Consider the following 15,674-nt stretch of genomic DNA (forward strand, 5'->3'; position numbering starts at 1 on the left):
AACCGCCAAGTCGTCTGGCTGGGTGACACCCATAATCTCGCATTGGCCCAAGCGGGCTGACCTCAACCTGGCCCGATTCGACGGCCCGCGGCCCCGCGGGCGGGGGGCCGTCCCATGCACTGACATCTCTTCTCGTGAACATTCCCGAGCCCGTCGACCTCCATCTGCTGCCCAAAGTGCCGGACAAACGCTGCTGCCAAAAGTGATCAAAGCCAGGTGACGGTAGCGACCGTTGTCGTCGGCGGTGTCGCCCCAGAACTCCACAACCAGTTCAGGCCGGACGGGCTGGTACTCAAACTCGCCACCGGTGCCCCGGTCGGCGTTGAAGCGGCGCCCGTGCCAGGGCGGATCGGGGTCGGCTGACCGGAGTTGCCGGGCGAGGCTGCTGCACGTCACTCGCCGAGACTTGGCGTGGCCGCGGGATGAGACACCACTCAGATGAAGACCGTCGAGCCGGGCCCGTAGCGGAGCCCGGCTCTACGTCGGCTGTCGGCGGCCGAGAGGGGCGGCGCGGCCGTCAGCTGCTGGTGAGGACCACCTTCAGTGCGCCGGTCTCGGCACTGCGGGTGAACACGTCGTATCCCTGCATGGTCTCGCTCAGGGGCAGACGGTGGCTGATGAGCTGGGTGGCGTCGAGGGCGCCGGTGGCGATCGAGTTCATCAGCTGCGGGATGGTCAGGCCGGAGGGAATGCCGGTGGTGATCGTGACCTGCTTGGCCCAGAGCTTCTCCAGGTGGAGAGTGGCCGGGCCCTCGTGAACGCCGATGTTGGCGATACGGCCGCCGGAGCGGACCAGGTCGGCGGCAAGTTCGAAGGCGTCGGGGAAGCCGACAGCCTCGATGGTGACATCGGCGCCGTAGCCGTCGGTCAGCTTGCCGACCAGGTCGTGGACCTCGTCCTCACCGACGGCGTGGGTCGCACCCAGTTTGAGGGCCATCTCGCGGCGGGCGGGCGTGCGTTCGACCACGATGATGTTGCGCGGGGAGAACAGCTTGGCGGTCACGGTCGCGGACAGGCCCACCGGCCCGGCGCCGACGATCACGACGGTGTCGCCCGGGCGCACTCGGCCGTTGAGGACGCCGACCTCGTAGCCGGTGGCGAGGATGTCGGTGAGGAACAGCACCTGCTCGTCGGTCAGATCGTCCGGGATCTTGTAGACGGAGTTGCGGGCGAAGGGGATGCGGGCGTACTCGGCCTGGACACCGTCGATCGTGTGGCCGAGGGCCCAGCCGCCGTTGACGCACTGGCCGTACATGCCGGTGGTGCAGAACCGGCAATAGCCGCACGCACTGACGCAGACGGCCAGGATCCGGTCGCCGGGCTGCACGTTCGTCACCGACGAGCCGACCTGCTCGACGACGCCGGTGGCCTCGTGGCCGAGGACGGTACCCGGCTTCACCGTCGGCACACCGCCCTTGATGATGTGCGAGTCCGTCCCGCAGATCGTGGTGTGGGTGCCCCGCATCAGGAGGTCGGTGTTCTCGGTCAGCGTCGGCATAGGGTGGTCGCGGTGCTCGATCTTTCCCGGTCCGTCGTAGACGAGTGCCTTCATGTCCAACTCCTTTGTTGAATCGTGCAGTCGGGCCGTGGGTCAGATGCCGGGACCGTAGAGGCCGAATCGCAGGCTGGGGTCTCCTGGCAGCCAGGTGCCTTCGACCTGGGACCGGCGTCCCATCCGTGCGACGCGGTCGATCAGTTGGTTGCCCAGCTGCAGTTGGGCCGGTTCCCAGCGTTTGAGGGCGGTGGGGATGTCGCCGCCGAACGTGCGCAGATGCTCGTAGAGCGTCCAGGCGTCGTCGGCGGCTTTAGCGGTGCCGGCGGCGGCGTGCGGGCGGGCGGCGAATGCGGCGTCGCCGATGATCGCCACCCGGCCGTCGGCCATCGCGGGGATCCGCGTGTCGAACACGACCTGCAGATAAGGCTGTTCGGTCCGGGCAACGGTCTCGGCCGCCGCCGGTGCCAGCAAATCCTGGGCTGCCGCCCGCATTTCGTCGACGAAGCATGGCTGCACCTGACCGGGATGGACGGAGACCGGGCACTCGATGCCGCGCAGGTCCGTGGTCAGTTCCTGGAGGGCCGGGCCGTCTGGGACATTGCGATACCAGACGTAGTTGAGGAGCCGCTGTCCCTCCTCGATGCCGCCGTCCAGGCCCGGGATCGGGTACAGGACGATGTGCGTGCCGGGGGCCACGCTGTAGGTGAGTGCCTCGCACAACAGGGCCCTGGTCTCCTCGCTCACCTCGCCCTCGGGCACGGTGCCGCGCCAGCCGACGTATCCGGAGTAGTGCCGCTGGAGGTCCGGGAACATCCGCCGGCGGGCGGTGGAGGTGACCCCGTCGGCGAAGACCACCAGGTCGGCCCGCTCGGTCCGGCCCGAGACGAACCGCAGCGTCACGCTGTCGGCGTCCTGGTCGGAGCCGGCGCAGAACTCGCCGAGGTGGTAGCGGTCGGTGCCGAAGTCGTCAAGCAGCGCGCGGTAGATCGTCGACCAGGACGAGTAGCGCCACTCGACCGGCTCATCGTGCAGTACCTCGTTGTCCCGGCCCAGGTGGCGCACATGGCGCGTGATCGTGCTGAGCTCCTCGATGCGGTGGGCGCTGCGTTCGCCGAACCACTTCATGGTGGTGGGCTGGAGCACGATCCCGCCGCCGCGGTTTTCCAGGGGTACCGGCGTGCGCTCGTAGACGTCGACGGTGAAGCCCAATTCGCGCAGCAGCAGCGCGCTGGTCAGTCCTCCGATGGATCCGCCGACCACTGCGGCCCGCAGGCCCTTGTAGGTGTCCACCGTGGATTCCTCTCGCCCAGGGGGTGGTGGACGTCATCGTGGCTCCGCACACTTCCGGCATCGCGTGTGTCGTCCCACAGTGATTCGTCGCTAGCATGGGGAGAAGCACAGCAGCGTGGTGCTGGGGCCGTGTGAGGAGGTGGAGATGACGTCCGTGTCCTCCGCAGGGCCGGATCTTCTGCGCTGGATGGGCGCCATCGACGAACTGGCCATCGCGGTCAACCAGGAGCGTGACCTGCCGGGGCTGCTGGGGCAGATCGCCCGGACCGCCTGCGACCTGCTCGGCTACGAGAGCGCGGCCGTACTGCTGGTCGACGACGAGCGCACGGCCTTGCGGATCGAGGGCTGCTGGGGTCTGAGCGAGAGCTATGTGCGGCTGGTGAACGAGGAGTCGCCGCTGCTGCTGGCCTTCGAGGGCGCCTTCGCCGGCAGTCCGTCCCGGCGCGCCTTCGTCGACGGCGTGCCGGTGATTGTCGAGGACATCGCCCACGATCCCTCCTACGGGCCGTGGGCGAAGGCCGCCCAGGAGCACGGGCACCACTCCATGGCGGCGGTGCCCCTGCGCAACCAGGGCGAGACCGTGGGCACGATGAACGTCTACGGCAGCGATCCGCGCCGCCTGGGCCCGGGCGGACTGGAGCTGCTGCAGGTCCTCGCCAGCCACGCCGGGATCGCCCTGGAGACGAGCGCGCAACTGGAGCGCGACCGCCGCCGCGTGCGCGAACTGAGCGCGTTGAACGAGCTGCTGCGCCGGCACGCTGCCATCCACGACCGGTTCATCGGGGTCGCCCGTCGCGGCGGGGGCATCAGCGACATCGCGGCCGCCCTTGCGGAGACCGCGGACCGTGCCGTGGCCGTGCAGGACGTGTCCGGTCAGACCCTCGCCGGCGTGCCCCGGGCCGGGGTATCGGTACGGCCGCCGGACTGGCCGTCGTGGCCACGACAGGAGGGAGGCGAGTCGTTGCTCGACCTCCTGGCGCAGGCATCCCCGGTGCTGCGGTCCGGCGCGTTTCCCGGCCTGCTGGCGGCACCGGTCCGCCTGGGGGAAGAGACTCTGGGCGTGCTGTGGCTGGCCGGGGACGCCGAGGACGACGACGTACGGCTGCGCGCCATCGAGCAGGCCGCGGTGGTCCTGGGCCTGGAGATGCTGCGTCGGCGCGCCGTGGTCGACGCCCAGTGGCAGCTGCGAGGCGACCTCGTCTCCGAGCTTGCGGGCGGGACGCTCGCCGCCCCGGAAGCCGTCATCGCGCGCGGCGACCGGCTCGGCAGCGATCTGCGGCTGCCCCAGCGGGTCCTGGCCGTCCGCCACGAGGAAGCGGGGGATGCGGTCACCGCGCAGCTGCTGCGCCTGGTGCAGTCGCTCGTGCTCTCCCGCCCGCGTCCCAAACCGCTGCTGGCGCTGCGGGACGGCGCGATCGTGATCGTGGCGCCGGCGGCGGGCCCGGAGGGAGTCGATGAGCTGGCCCGGCACATCCGCACCGTCGGATCCCAGGCCCTGGAGGGCGGCGTGCGCGTGGCCGTCAGCGAGACCTGTCCCGGTCTGGACCGGTTGCCCGGGGCGTTCCGCCAGGTCACCGGCCTGCTGCGGCTTCTGCCGTACGCCACAGGCGAGGACGTCCTGACGGTGGCCTCGGCCGGGATGATCGGCATGCTGCTGGCCGACGTCGACCCGCACCGCATGGGCGTCCTCGCCGCCCGCTGGATCGGCCCGCTACGGGAGTACGACCGACGCCGGGGCACCGACCTCGTCAGCACCCTGCGTACCTACCTCGACCACGACCTCAACACCAACGCCACCGCCGAGGCCCTCTTCGTCCACCCGAACACGGTCGGTCTGCGCGTGAAACGCATCGAAAGCCTGCTGGCTGTCTCCCTGACCAGCGTCGGGGACCTGACCACGCTGCGCACGGCCCTGGCGATCGACGACATCACCCGCACGAGATGATCTGTCCCGCTCTACAGGGCCTGCGAGAAAGACTGTGTGGCCGCACACCCGGCCCGTGCTGATCTGGCCCTGAACATGTCCTCACCCAGCAACGACGCGGGGAGGACCCATGGACGACCCACCACACCCGACGGCAGCGGTGGCCACAGCTCCACCGGCACGCGAAACCGCACGAGCCCCCACGCCGCCCACCGGCTGGACACGCACGGCGGGCGCGACCCTCCTGATCGTGGCCTTGCTGTCACTGGCGAGCTGGTGGCTCTTCGTCGACCCCCGATGGGGGGTTCTGGACGTCTACGGCAATCCGGCGAACGCAGTGGTCTTCTGGACCCTGTTCGCCATTGTCTGCCTGGCCTTCAACCTGGAGATGAGGGGGTTCGACCGCCTGGCCCAGCCCCTGCGCGGGCTCGTGTTCGCCGTCGTCACCATCGGCGCCGGGATCGGCATCACCACGTTGCTCGCGCTCGCCTGGGGTGCGGTCGACCCGAGCTTCGCACCCGAACGCGCGGGCGGCGTGGGCTACTTCACGGGAGCCGTCTTCGTCCTGTTCGTCTTTGTGACGAACGTGCCCTCCGCGACCGTCTTCGAGGACCGGCCCTGGAAGAGCCTCGGCCTCGGCCAACCCTGGGCAGGCGTCGCCGAAATCGCCGTCTCGACCATCGCGAGTCTCCTCCTGTATGCCGTCTTCGCCCTTCCCGTGCTGGCCGGCTGGAGCGCCGTCAAGGATGCGCCGCTGAGCCTCAACGAGGTGATCGGCCTGTTCTACTCGATCGTCGTCTCGGTCATCGTCACCAGCAACATGACCGACAACTGGCCCTGGAACGCGGTGAGAAGCAAGGGCTCCTGGTTTCTGTGGACCGCGCTGGGAAACGCTGCGCTCTGCGGCGTTCTGTACTTCGTCCTGTCGGGAGCGACCCGTCTCCTGCTGGGTGCTGACGCCCGGGCCGTCATCGGCTCGGACGGCCTGAGCCTGTTCCCCGCCCAGCTCGGCGTCTGCTGGGTCTTCTGGGTGATCTTCTGGGCCAACTGCGCGGGCGACTGGCCCCGACACCTCACGCCGGCGAGGAACCGCACTGTGCGGGTGCTCGTCACCCTGGCACTCGCAGTCGTCACCTTCACCGTCTACTACCGCCTCGTCGCCTCCCACGCCCTCCATGAACCGGCCCTCGCCCCGGGCATCGCGGGCAACGCGCTCGGCTTCATGGACCTGGCCATCGTCTGGCTCCTCCTCTTCGTCATCGCAGGACAGTCCTGGCCGCTCATCCGAACCAACCGCACGAACCACACACCCTGAAACCGGAGAACGAATCCTCATGGCCGACTCCCACGCCGACCCTCAGATCCGCGTCGTGCACCGCGACCAGCTCGACGGCGACACACCCCAGACTCCGGGCCTGATCCGGGAGGTCGCCTTCGATGGGCGCAACCCCGGCGCGGCCCACTTGTCCGCCTTCCGCAGCACCGTCCAACCGGGCGCGGCCACCGGCGCCCACCACCACGGCGACCAGGAGACCGTCCTCTACGTCATCAGCGGCACCGCCCGCTACCGGTGGGGCGACAAGCTGCAGAACGTCGCCGAGGCCGGGCCCGGCGACTTCGTGTTCATCCCGGCGCACGTCATCCACCAGGAGATCAACGCCTCCCCCGAGTTCGAGACGGTCTGGGCTGTCGTCCGCTCCGGCGTCGACGCCATCGTCGTCAACCTCCCCGAACTCGACGAGTACGCCGAACCTGCGGCGGTCGACTACACCCACCCCTAACCTCATGTCCAGCGGCACAGCTGGACAAAAGAAGGCTGTGGAGCGGCACAGTGCCCTTCGGTGCCGTGCGCTGTCACGCTGGCAGTCAGTCCATGAGCGCGCCGGCGCAGCCGGCCCGCTTCCGGGGTACTCCCCGGCTCTCGCACGGAAAGGCGGCGGACCCCTCATGTCTGGCGCTCAGCTCTCGCCGCTGAAGCTCACGGCGGTCGACACGAACACCGCGGAGTGGGAGCGGCTCCCTCTTCCCGAGATCGGGGCGGTCCTCGACCGACTGCCGCTGATCGCCGATCCCGACACCGGTATGGAGGTGCTGAAGGTCGTCTACAAGGCCGGGTTCACCAACCCCTGGCACACCCATCACTGCGCCCACGGCATCTATGTCCTCGGCGGCACCCTGACCACGCACCAGGGCAACTACCCGGCGGGCAGCTTTGTCTGGTTCCCCGAGGGGGGCACCATGACCCACGGTGCCACCGAGGACGGCGACTGCACCTTCCTCTTCATCACCAACAAGCCGTTCGACATCCAGTACGTCGGCGACTGATCGCGCACCGGTCAGCGATGTGCGAGCAGACGCGCCGCGGCCTCCCGCGCCAGGCCGGCGGCGCCGGTGTCGCCGAGGCTGACCCGGGCGCAGGCTGCTCCGTCGGCCAGCGTGAGCACGGTGGCCGCGGTCTTCTCGGGGTCGGTCTCCTGCGCTGCCGCGGCGAGTTCTGCCAGGTAGCGCAGGATTTCGCGTTTGTGGTCACGGATGGCGGCGCGCACGGGGTCGTCGGGGTCGGGGTATTCGGCGGCGACGTTCACCAGGTCGCTGCCGCGGTAGGCGGGGTCGGCGAACTCGTCGGCCAGCAGGTCGAAGATCGCAAGAAGCCGGTCCTGTGGCGCCTGGGCGACCGCGGCGTATGCGCGCAGGCGCGCGCACCAGGCGTCGTTGCGCTGGCGCAGGACGGCGGCGACGAGCTCGTCCTTGGAGCGGAAGTGCTGGTAGAGGGTGGATTTGGCCACCTCGGCGGCCCGCCAGATCTCGTTGATACCCACGGCGCGCACGCCACAGCGGGTGAACAGGTCGGCCGCTGCCGCGACGATCCTGGCGCGGGTGGCCTCAGGGGCGGTCATCGGCACCTCCGGTGACGGGCGGGAATGGGGACGGCTGCGCCGTCGTTCTCATCGAACAGACTAGTCGGTTTGATTAGGAGGTTACACCAATGATCAATCTTGATGTGTTCAGCGATCTGATCTGCCCCTGGTGCTACATCGGCGGGCGCCGGCTGCAGAAGGCCGTCGACATCGTGGAGGAGCGCACCGGTCAGGAGTTCCGCATCCGCCACCACGCCTTCGAGCTCAACCCCGAGATGCCGACGGCCGGGATGGACCGGCGCACCTACCGGAGTGGGAAGTTCGGCAGCTGGGAGCGGTCGCGCCAGCTGGATGCCGGCACGGTGCCGGCAGGCCGGGACGAGGGCATCGTCTTCGACTACGAGGCGGTCACCAGGACACCGAACACCCGGGCCGGACACCGGCTGATCGCCCTCGCGGAGCGGGAGGCACAGTCGGGCGCGGCGATGGCCGACCGCCTGCTCGTGGCCTACTTCTCCGAGGGCCAGGACGTTGGTGATGTCGCGGTGCTGGCCCGGATCGGCAAGGAGATGGGGCTCGGCGACGACGTGGCCACGCAGCTGGCGGACCCGGCGCTGGAGACGGCCGTGGCGGAGGACGAACAGCTTGCCGAATACCTCGGCCTGCGCGGGGTGCCGCTGCTGATCGTCGGTGACAAGGCGATCAACGGCGCGGTCGGCACCGACGCGCTCGTGGAGATCCTTCAACGCCAGGTCACTGAGGTGCCGGAGGGCGCCGTGTGCGAGGACGGGGTGTGCTCGCTGTGAGTACCGTGCCGGACATCAAGTCGGTGGGCATCGTGGGCGGTTCGCTCGGCGGTCTGTTCCAGGCGGTGGCGCTCGCCGAGCTGGGACTGGATGTCACCGTCTGGGAGCGGTCAGCGGGCCGGCCCGACGACCGCGGCGCGGGGATCGTGCTGCAGCCGAGCGTCGCATGGTTCCTCAGCATGTTCTGCGGCGTCGACCCCGACCGGATCAGCGTTCCCGTCACGCACCGGCAGTTCTTCAGCCGGGACGGGCAGAGCCATCACACGCTCATGCGACAGCAGATGATCTCCTGGGGCGCGATTCACACGTCCCTGCGGGACCGCCTCGATTCCGCGCGCTACCACGACGGGCAGCAGGTGACCGCGCTCGCACCCCGGACCGACGGCGTCGACATCCACGTCGGTGACGCCGTCCGTTCCGTGGACCTCGCGATCATCGCCGACGGCTCCGCCTCCCGACATCGCGGGCTCGTCGCACCGGAGGGTGCCCCCCACTACGCCGGGTACGTCGCCTACCGCGGGGTGATCGACGAGGCCGACCTCCCAGAGGAGTTGAGCGAGGTCTTCCGTGACCGGTTCAGCTTCTACGACGGGGACCGCACCCAGTTCCTGTGCTACTTCATCCCGGGCGACTTCGGCTCGACCACGCCGGGAAAGCGCCGTATGAACTGGGTGTGGTACGTACGGGCCGACGCGGCCGGCCTGGATCGCATCACCACCGACCGCAACGGCACGGCCCACGGACTGTCCCTGCCCCCGGGGCTGATCGCCCCGCAGGTTCACACCGAACTCCTGGACCATGCACGGACGTTGCTTCCCGAGCCCATGCGTGAGCTCGTGGAGCACACCCGGGAGCCGTTCGCACAGGCGATCCTCGATGGGCGGGTCTCCCGGATGCGCAGCGGCCGGATGCTGCTCACCGGGGACGCGGCCTTCGTGGTCCGGCCGCACACCGCGGCCAGCGCTGAGAAGGCTGCCGCCGACGCCATCATCCTCTTCACCGCTCTGCAGCAGGTTCCGTCCCTGGACGGCGCCCTGCGGGCGTGGGAGAAGGACCGGCTTGCCGAGGGAACGGCCCTCTACCGGCACGGCGTCGGTCTTGGGCACCGGCTCGGCCTGGGCAGTTCCGAGGCGACACAGGCCGCCGCTGCCGGACCAGCCATCTGAGGGCCGGACACCGAAGGCCCCCGGTCCCCGGTGCGGGATAGACCGAGGGGCCTTCGTCCGGGGTGTAACACCCCGACACTCACGATCGTGGTGACCGGTCGCCGGTATCCAGGAGCCGCCGGCCGGCAACAGCCCGGCTCGCACGCGCGAGCGGTAGCGCAGGTGGGTGAAGAGGATCCTGAGCCATGTCCACAGGCCGGCGCAGGTGGCGACCGAGGTGACGTACAGGAACGCCTTGTCGGGCGAGACGGCGTTGACGATGACGCCGATGCCCATGACGAGGGTGGACAACCTCAGTGCGGGCAGCGGCAGTTGCCGCTCGCTTTGGTTCCCCATGGTCTGGGGGGGGCTTCGTCCTGGAGGGCCAGGCCGCGCAGCATCCGGCCGGTGGAGTTGATGCCGGAGTTGCACGAGGACAGGGCGGCGGTCAGGACGACGAAGTTCATGATCCCGGCGGCGCCCGGGATGCCGACCTCGGCGAAGACCTGTACGAAGGGGCGGACACCAGGGTGTAGGCGGTCCGGCTGAACACCGACAGCAGGACGATCAGCTCGCCAATCTGGTGTCCGTGAAGCTCTTCGGGGAGCAGGAAGGTCGCCTTGGGGATCGGGAATCAGAGAGGGCGGGGCGCGTACAGCGCGGTTGCGGCGAGGAAGTCCATGACGGGTTCCGTCGCACGGCGCAGGCGGTGGGGTTGCTCAGCGGCTGACGCGTTCCGCACGGGGGCGGGTTTCCGGGCGCGGGGCGGCGGCCTGGCGTCGGCGCGACACGACTCGTCCCTGACTGATGAGGATGCCGAGGACGACCAGGACCGCTCCGGCGGGCTCGTGCCAGTGGAGGGTCTCGCCGAGGATGGTGATGCCCAGGACGACGCCGACGACCGGCGTGAGGTAGGTGACGGTGGCGGCGGTGGTCGCGCCCCAGGACGCGATGACCCGTGTGTTGAGGATGTACGCCAGTCCGGTGCCTGCCATGCCCAGCACCAGCATGCTGGACAGCACGGGCGGGGTGATCTCTACCGGTTCGAGCCCTCCGATGAAAGGGGCGACGAGGAAGCCGATGACCGTGGCGAGGACGATCTGGCTCGCCGCGATGGTGACGGCGTCGTGCTCGGTGCCGCGCAGCAGCCGTCGGCTGAGGACGAAGCCGATGCCGTAGCAGAGGTTGGCACCCAGGCAGGCGAGCTGCGCCAGGAGGAAGGAGCCCTCGCCGGAGGCGCCGAGGGCGCTCCAGGGGGCGGCCACGACGGTGACGCCGAAGAAGGCGAGGACCAGGCCCCCGGTGCGGGCGCGGGTCAGCCGCTCGTCGGGAAGGACGACCAGCGAGACCAGGAGGGCCGCGATCGGGGTCGTCGCGTTGTAGATGCTGGACAGCCCGGACGGGATGCGCTCACCGGCCCAGGCGTAGAGCGAGAACGGCGCGACGCACAGGAACACCGAGATCACCGCGAGGACGCCCCAGGTGCGGGCGTCGCGGGGCCAGCGCCGCCGGGTGACGGCCATGACACCGGCCAGGAAGACCCCGCCCAGGGCGAGCCGGCCGAGCATCACCTGCGCCGGGGACAGCCCGTCCAGGGACACCTTGATGAAGAGGAAACTCGCTCCCCACAGCAGGGCCAGCGCGACGAACTGCGCGCCGACGCAACCCGCGCGCCTCGACTGCGTCACGACTGCTCTCCTTCCAACCCGTGGCGCTCCACTTCCAACCCGTGGCGCTCCACCCGCCGGGCCGAACCGGCCCAGCGCGTGCCGACGGCCCGGTGCATCCGCCGTATCCACGCCCCGACGGGCAGCGGCAGCGCGACGCGCTCCTCGTGCTGCCGCTCGCGGCGGTCGCTGATGTTCCTGTCCATGCGCTGCCACCTCCCTCGTTCCGGCTCATGTGCTGCTAGCGTGACCCTGCCGGTATGATGAAGCAAATCGATGAGATTCATTGAGCGATTGGTTGAATCGATGGACGTGACGCTGCGGCAACTCGGTGTATTCGTGGCGATCGCCGACAACGAGGGTTTCGGTGCGGCCGCCGCCGCGCTCGGGATGAGCCAGTCCTCGGTGTCACACTCGCTCGCCTCACTCGAACGCGCGGTGCAGGGCGACCTCGTACTGCGCGCCATGCCGGTCCGGCCGACGCCGCTGGGCGAGGTGCTGCTGTCCCATGCCCGCGCCACCCTTGCCTCGGCCCGCGCTTTCAACGCTGCCGCGGCCGCACACAAGAGCGCCGGCGTGGCCGGGGCGATCGGGCTGGCCGTCCCGCCGACGGCCGCGCGCGGGCTGCTGCCCGGCCTGCTGCGGCTGTGGCACGAGCGCCTTCCGCACGTCGAGATCACGCTCTTCGAAGGCCTCGACGAGGAGATCGAGCAGTGGCTGGAGAGCGGCACGGTCGACGCGGCCGTCCTCATCGACCCGGACCCGCTGCCCCGCGGCGCCCTGCACCTGGCGACCGACGCCTACGAGGCCGTGGTGCGCAGCGACCACCCGCTGGCGGGCGAGGAGTCCATCGAGCTGGCCGATCTGCTGGAGGACCCGCTGCTGGCCACCACCTCCGGCTGCGAAACCCAGGTCAAACACCTGCACGCGCTGACCGGCCTGACCTACCGGCCCACCCAGCGCATCCGCGAACTCACCACACTGCTGTGCATGGTGGAAGCCGGCCTCGGTGTCGGGATCATCCCGTCCCTGGCGGCGAGCATGCTCTCCGAGACCCTCACCCTGGTCCCTCTGCGACCGCACCTGGAACGTCGGCTTGTCCTGACCGGCCCGACCGGCCGCCCCTGGCACCCGAACGTCACAGCGCTCCGGGACCTGTGCGAGAAGCACCCCGACAGCCTGTCGTCTCCTGCGCCGAGCCTGCGGTAGAGCCCGATTCCGGTGGTCGTGATCTGCGCCAGGGTGCCGCCGGCGATCTGGGCATCAGGGGCGGCCGAACGTGGCGACGGAGTCGACGCGCAGTTCGAACAGGACGCGACGTTCGTTCCGTCCAGGCTCGCGCAGCGGGTAGGAGCCCTCGTTGCCGCTGTACTTGGCCCACACGCGATCCAGCTGCGCGGTCACACGGGCACCCTCAGCCGCATCGTCCTCGGAGATCTCCCGGACCACCGTGGCCTTGATACTCATCCAGTGATAGGCGTTCTGAGGGTTCATCAGCAGGAACGACGCCTGTGGCGTACGACGCAGCCAGTCGACCTTCTTGCGGTGGGAGGCCAGGTTGAGCAGGACCTTGTCGTCCTCGTAGTCGAACCACACCGGAGTCAGGTTCGGCCGCCCCGTACTGCCCGTCACCGCGACGACCGCTGTCACCGGCCCGTCCAGCAACTGCTTGTAGACGGGATCCAGATCGCTCAGCCCGCGCACGGCAGCACGGTCACCGATCTCGAACTGGCCCACCCGCGTGCCGTCGGCAACATCCCGGAACTTCGATACAGCGATGGACATCTCGTCCTCCCACGTCTCGGTGACACCGGCCGCCTTGACCGTAGGACGCGACACCCATCCCCACGGATGGGAGTGCGCACATTGGTTCCTGGGAACCCTGTGCATGACCACAGGGTTCCCGGAGCCACGGCACCGACGGCGTCTCACCCTGCCGACGACACCCACGGCGCCCGACGCGTCGCGACGCCGTTCGCCGCCGGCGATGCCGGACGATCAGGCCGCACGCGGGTCGCGGTCAGAACAGCGCGATGGGCGGCAACGGGGGAAAGATCTCATCCAGCTCGGCGAGGTCGTCCGCACTGAACTCGTACCCGACCGAGGCCGCGTTCTGGGCGACCTGCTCGGGCCGTGTGGCACCGGCGATGACCGAGACGACAGCGGGACGAGAGGCGAGCCAGGAAAAGGCCACCTGGACCTCGTTGAGGCCGCGCTTCTCGGCGAAGTCACCGAAGGCCGCGAGCTGGGCCAGGTCGGCGTTCTCGAAGTCGTCCCGGCGGAAGTGGGTCAGCCGCGCTCCTTCCGGGGCCTTGCCGGATGAGTACTTGCCGGTCAGCAGCCCGCTGGCCAGCGGGTAGTAGGGCAGGACGCCCAGCCCGAACGCCTGGGCGGCGGGCAGCACTTCGTGCTCCGCACGGCGGTCCAGCAGGTTGTAGTGATTCTGCGAGGCGACGAAGCGGGTGGTCCCGAGCTGGCGGGCGAGATACTCGGCCTGGGCGATCTGCCATCCGGCGAAGTTGGAGTGACCGATGTAGAGCACCTTGCCCTGCTGTATCAGGGCGTCGAGCGCGGCCAGGGTTTCCTCGATCGGCGTGACCAGGTCGGGGGTGTGGAACTGGTACAGATCGATCCGATCGGTGCCCAGCCGGCGCAGCGACTCCTCGACAGCACGGACGATGTAGCGGCGGGAGCCGCGGACCCCGAAGTCGCGGCCGCTGGCCCCCTCCGTGTCCATGCCGAACTTGGTGGCGATCACAACGTCGTCGCGGTGGCCCTTCAGCGCCTCGCCAAGGAGTTGTTCGCTCAGCCCGGGCGGTGTGCCGTAGGTGTCCGCGACATCGAAGAGGGTGATGCCGGCGTCGAGGGCAGCTCGCACAACGGCGTTGGCGCCCTCCTGGGTGAAGCTGGCGGTGTTGGGCCTGCCGAGGTTGCTGCAGCCGAGCCCAACACCGGACACGGTCAAACCGGAGTTGCCTAGCTGGCGATAGCCGACGGACATGCTGCGCTCTTTTCTCGATGTGCAGAGGCGGTCAGGTGGGTGGCGATCCGGAGACCGAACACCGAACTGTCAATCCAGCCTGATCAGCGCATCAGCATGAGTCCAATCAATCCTTGCGATCCTCTGATGCAGATAATCAATGAACGTCGTCCGGCGTGTGGACGGCTCGGCCCTCGTCACCACCCCCGCGTCAGCACAGCTGGCCGGGCCGTACTCGGTCACGAAGCGGCGGCGCGCTGCCGAGCGTGTCGTCGTCGGTGAATTTCCTCTGCGGATGCATGCCATGACAGCGCGACTCAGCCGCCGCTGGACAACGGACAACGGACAACGGACAGCATGAAACCCGGTCGACACGCGCTGTTTCCCAGGGCCTCGGTGACTTTCGCCTACCGGCTGTTGTTCAGGATCCGTACCGGCATCGTCCCGGACGGGCTCGCCGACCTGGGTCTGGGGGATGTGCGCTGGAGCGGGGATGCGACGGTCCTGCTCGACTACGTCAAAGGCCGCACCAGCCAGGAGTCGTTGGCACTGTCCCGGTCGGCGGTGCGGCTGCTGAGGCAGTGGCTGGAGCATTCCTCTGTTGCCCGGCGGTTCGCTCCGGAGGAACTGCGGAACCAGCTGTGGCTGCGCTACTGGTCGGGGGGTGGCAGCGGCTGGTCGGCAGGCCGGTTCGAGACCGATGCCCGGGCCACGTGGGTACGCGAGCACCAACTTGTCGACGATGCCGGACGACCCCTGCGGATCCACCTGCACCGGATCCGCACTACCGTCGAAGCATCGCGCGACCGGACATCCTGGCGCGGCAGCAGCCGGGCCACGATCGACCCCAACCACACACCAGCGGTGAAGGGCGACCACTACCTGGCCGGCCAGAGCCCGGCGCAGAAGGACGCCACCGAGAACGTGATCGAGGACGCCCAGCGTGATCTGCTCCGCCGGGCCCACCCGCAGGCCGTGGTGCCCCCCGCCCACGACAACCTCGCCGGCTTCGTCCGCAACTTCCCCCAGACGGCCCGGGAGCTACGACTGGATGACACACGCCGGACGAACTGCTGGGCGGCGCACGGGACATGTTCGCGGCGAGCTGCACTGATCAGCTGTCGGGACTGCATGGCCCGGCGGGTCAGCCGTGTCCGGCCAGGCCGTGGGTGTGTCTGCTGTGTCCGCTAGCCGTCTTCTCGCCCCGCCACCTGCCCAATCTGATGCGGCTGCGGGCGTACTTCGCCCGGCAGTGGCGCCTGATGCCCGCCGCGGTGTTCCTGAGCGTCTTCGGCCCTTACTCCCAGCGGCTGGACGAGCTGCTCACACCGGCCTGCTTCGAGGAACGCGCGCTGCAGCACGCCGCCGAGCAGGTGGTCGACCGCGACAGCGAACTGACGCTGCGACCCGGGGAGTGCACCGAATGATCCGTGAGCGTGAGCTCGCGCGAGCGCGGCCGGAGCCGCCGTTCACCGGGGCGGACGTCCGCACCGTCGCGGGACTGTCGGT

The 15,674-nt window shown here is 69.4% G+C and carries 18 protein-coding genes; 10 read left to right on the forward strand and 8 right to left on the reverse strand.

Translation table 11 applies throughout. The features are described from left to right. Positions 1-216 precede the first annotated feature (216 nt). Positions 217-363: a hypothetical protein gene (locus ACFVWD_RS46410; RefSeq protein WP_389604295.1), complete on the forward strand. Its 147-nt coding sequence runs from the start codon at positions 217-219 to the stop codon at positions 361-363. A 154-nt stretch (positions 364-517) separates the two neighbouring features. Here the strand turns inward: ACFVWD_RS46410 and ACFVWD_RS46415 are convergent, their stop codons facing one another. Continuing rightward, positions 518-1,552 carry an alcohol dehydrogenase catalytic domain-containing protein gene (locus ACFVWD_RS46415; RefSeq protein ID WP_389604297.1) on the reverse strand — a complete coding sequence of 345 codons (1,035 nt, stop codon included), beginning with the start codon at positions 1,550-1,552 and terminating at the stop codon, positions 518-520. Between the two features lie 39 nt (positions 1,553-1,591). Continuing rightward, positions 1,592-2,785: an FAD-dependent monooxygenase gene (locus tag ACFVWD_RS46420; RefSeq protein ID WP_389604299.1), complete on the reverse strand. Its 1,194-nt coding sequence runs from the start codon at positions 2,783-2,785 to the stop codon at positions 1,592-1,594. 145 nt (positions 2,786-2,930) lie between these two features. Here ACFVWD_RS46420 and ACFVWD_RS46425 point away from each other — a divergent pair, with 145 nt between their 5' ends. The 4 genes from ACFVWD_RS46425 to ACFVWD_RS46440 all read left to right on the forward strand — a co-directional run bounded on the left by ACFVWD_RS46425 (position 2,931) and on the right by ACFVWD_RS46440 (position 7,034). Then, on the forward strand, positions 2,931-4,730 hold the full coding sequence (locus ACFVWD_RS46425; protein ID WP_389604300.1) for a helix-turn-helix domain-containing protein: 1,800 nt from the start codon (positions 2,931-2,933) through the stop codon (positions 4,728-4,730). Positions 4,731-4,839: 109 nt separating this feature from the next. Then, a complete protein-coding gene (locus ACFVWD_RS46430; RefSeq protein ID WP_389604301.1) occupies positions 4,840-6,024 on the forward strand; it encodes a hypothetical protein in 1,185 nt (394 codons plus the stop codon). Between the two features lie 19 nt (positions 6,025-6,043). Beyond that, positions 6,044-6,490, forward strand: a complete 447-nt coding sequence (locus ACFVWD_RS46435) for a cupin domain-containing protein (RefSeq protein ID WP_389604303.1) — start codon at positions 6,044-6,046, stop codon at positions 6,488-6,490. 166 nt (positions 6,491-6,656) lie between these two features. Further along, complete coding sequence (locus ACFVWD_RS46440; RefSeq protein ID WP_389604305.1) at positions 6,657-7,034, forward strand: cupin domain-containing protein; 378 nt, start codon at positions 6,657-6,659, stop codon at positions 7,032-7,034. Positions 7,035-7,045: 11 nt separating this feature from the next. Here ACFVWD_RS46440 and ACFVWD_RS46445 read toward each other — a convergent pair whose 3' ends face one another. Continuing rightward, positions 7,046-7,606 carry a TetR/AcrR family transcriptional regulator gene (locus tag ACFVWD_RS46445; RefSeq protein WP_389604306.1) on the reverse strand — a complete coding sequence of 187 codons (561 nt, stop codon included), beginning with the start codon at positions 7,604-7,606 and terminating at the stop codon, positions 7,046-7,048. 89 nt (positions 7,607-7,695) lie between these two features. On the opposite strand from ACFVWD_RS46445, the gene ACFVWD_RS46450 reads away from it, so the two are divergent. Both ACFVWD_RS46450 and ACFVWD_RS46455 read left to right on the forward strand, forming a co-directional pair. Continuing rightward, positions 7,696-8,373, forward strand: a complete 678-nt coding sequence (locus ACFVWD_RS46450; RefSeq protein ID WP_389604308.1) for a DsbA family oxidoreductase — start codon at positions 7,696-7,698, stop codon at positions 8,371-8,373. Further along, positions 8,361-9,539, forward strand: coding sequence for a hypothetical protein (locus ACFVWD_RS46455; protein ID WP_389604310.1), 1,179 nt, complete (start codon positions 8,361-8,363; stop codon positions 9,537-9,539). Before ACFVWD_RS46450 ends, ACFVWD_RS46455 begins: the two co-directional genes overlap by 13 nt. A 293-nt stretch (positions 9,540-9,832) precedes the next feature. Here the strand turns inward: ACFVWD_RS46455 and ACFVWD_RS46460 are convergent, their stop codons facing one another. The 3 genes from ACFVWD_RS46460 to ACFVWD_RS46470 all read right to left on the reverse strand — a co-directional run bounded on the left by ACFVWD_RS46460 (position 9,833) and on the right by ACFVWD_RS46470 (position 11,391). Next, entirely contained in the window at positions 9,833-9,985 is a 153-nt protein-coding gene (locus ACFVWD_RS46460; RefSeq protein WP_389604312.1) for a hypothetical protein, read from the reverse strand. Between the two features lie 252 nt (positions 9,986-10,237). After that, on the reverse strand, positions 10,238-11,206 hold the full coding sequence (locus ACFVWD_RS46465; protein ID WP_389604313.1) for a DMT family transporter: 969 nt from the start codon (positions 11,204-11,206) through the stop codon (positions 10,238-10,240). Further along, positions 11,203-11,391 carry a hypothetical protein gene (locus ACFVWD_RS46470; protein WP_389604315.1) on the reverse strand — a complete coding sequence of 63 codons (189 nt, stop codon included), beginning with the start codon at positions 11,389-11,391 and terminating at the stop codon, positions 11,203-11,205. Before ACFVWD_RS46470 ends, ACFVWD_RS46465 begins: the two co-directional genes overlap by 4 nt. A 70-nt stretch (positions 11,392-11,461) precedes the next feature. Between ACFVWD_RS46470 and ACFVWD_RS46475 the strand changes: the two genes are divergently transcribed. Next, on the forward strand, positions 11,462-12,394 hold the full coding sequence (locus ACFVWD_RS46475; RefSeq protein ID WP_389604317.1) for a LysR family transcriptional regulator: 933 nt from the start codon (positions 11,462-11,464) through the stop codon (positions 12,392-12,394). A gap of 54 nt (positions 12,395-12,448) precedes the next feature. On the opposite strand, the gene ACFVWD_RS46480 is transcribed toward ACFVWD_RS46475, so the two are convergent. Both ACFVWD_RS46480 and ACFVWD_RS46485 read right to left on the reverse strand, forming a co-directional pair. After that, positions 12,449-12,970, reverse strand: a complete 522-nt coding sequence (locus ACFVWD_RS46480) for a pyridoxamine 5'-phosphate oxidase family protein (protein WP_389604319.1) — start codon at positions 12,968-12,970, stop codon at positions 12,449-12,451. A gap of 235 nt (positions 12,971-13,205) precedes the next feature. Further along, a complete protein-coding gene (locus tag ACFVWD_RS46485; RefSeq protein ID WP_389604321.1) occupies positions 13,206-14,186 on the reverse strand; it encodes an aldo/keto reductase in 981 nt (326 codons plus the stop codon). Positions 14,187-14,522: 336 nt separating this feature from the next. Here ACFVWD_RS46485 and ACFVWD_RS46490 point away from each other — a divergent pair, with 336 nt between their 5' ends. Together ACFVWD_RS46490 and ACFVWD_RS46495 are read left to right on the forward strand one after the other, a co-directional pair. Next, positions 14,523-15,356 (forward strand): hypothetical protein, encoded by an 834-nt coding sequence (locus tag ACFVWD_RS46490; RefSeq protein WP_389604323.1) that lies wholly within the window; start codon positions 14,523-14,525, stop codon positions 15,354-15,356. Further along, positions 15,335-15,592 (forward strand): hypothetical protein, encoded by a 258-nt coding sequence (locus tag ACFVWD_RS46495; RefSeq protein ID WP_389604325.1) that lies wholly within the window; start codon positions 15,335-15,337, stop codon positions 15,590-15,592. Before ACFVWD_RS46490 ends, ACFVWD_RS46495 begins: the two co-directional genes overlap by 22 nt. The last annotated feature ends 82 nt before the right edge of the window (positions 15,593-15,674 follow it).

Origin of the sequence: Streptomyces sp. NPDC058086, assembly GCF_042885015.1 — a bacterium.
Classification (GTDB): Bacteria; Actinomycetota; Actinomycetes; order Streptomycetales; family Streptomycetaceae; genus Streptomyces.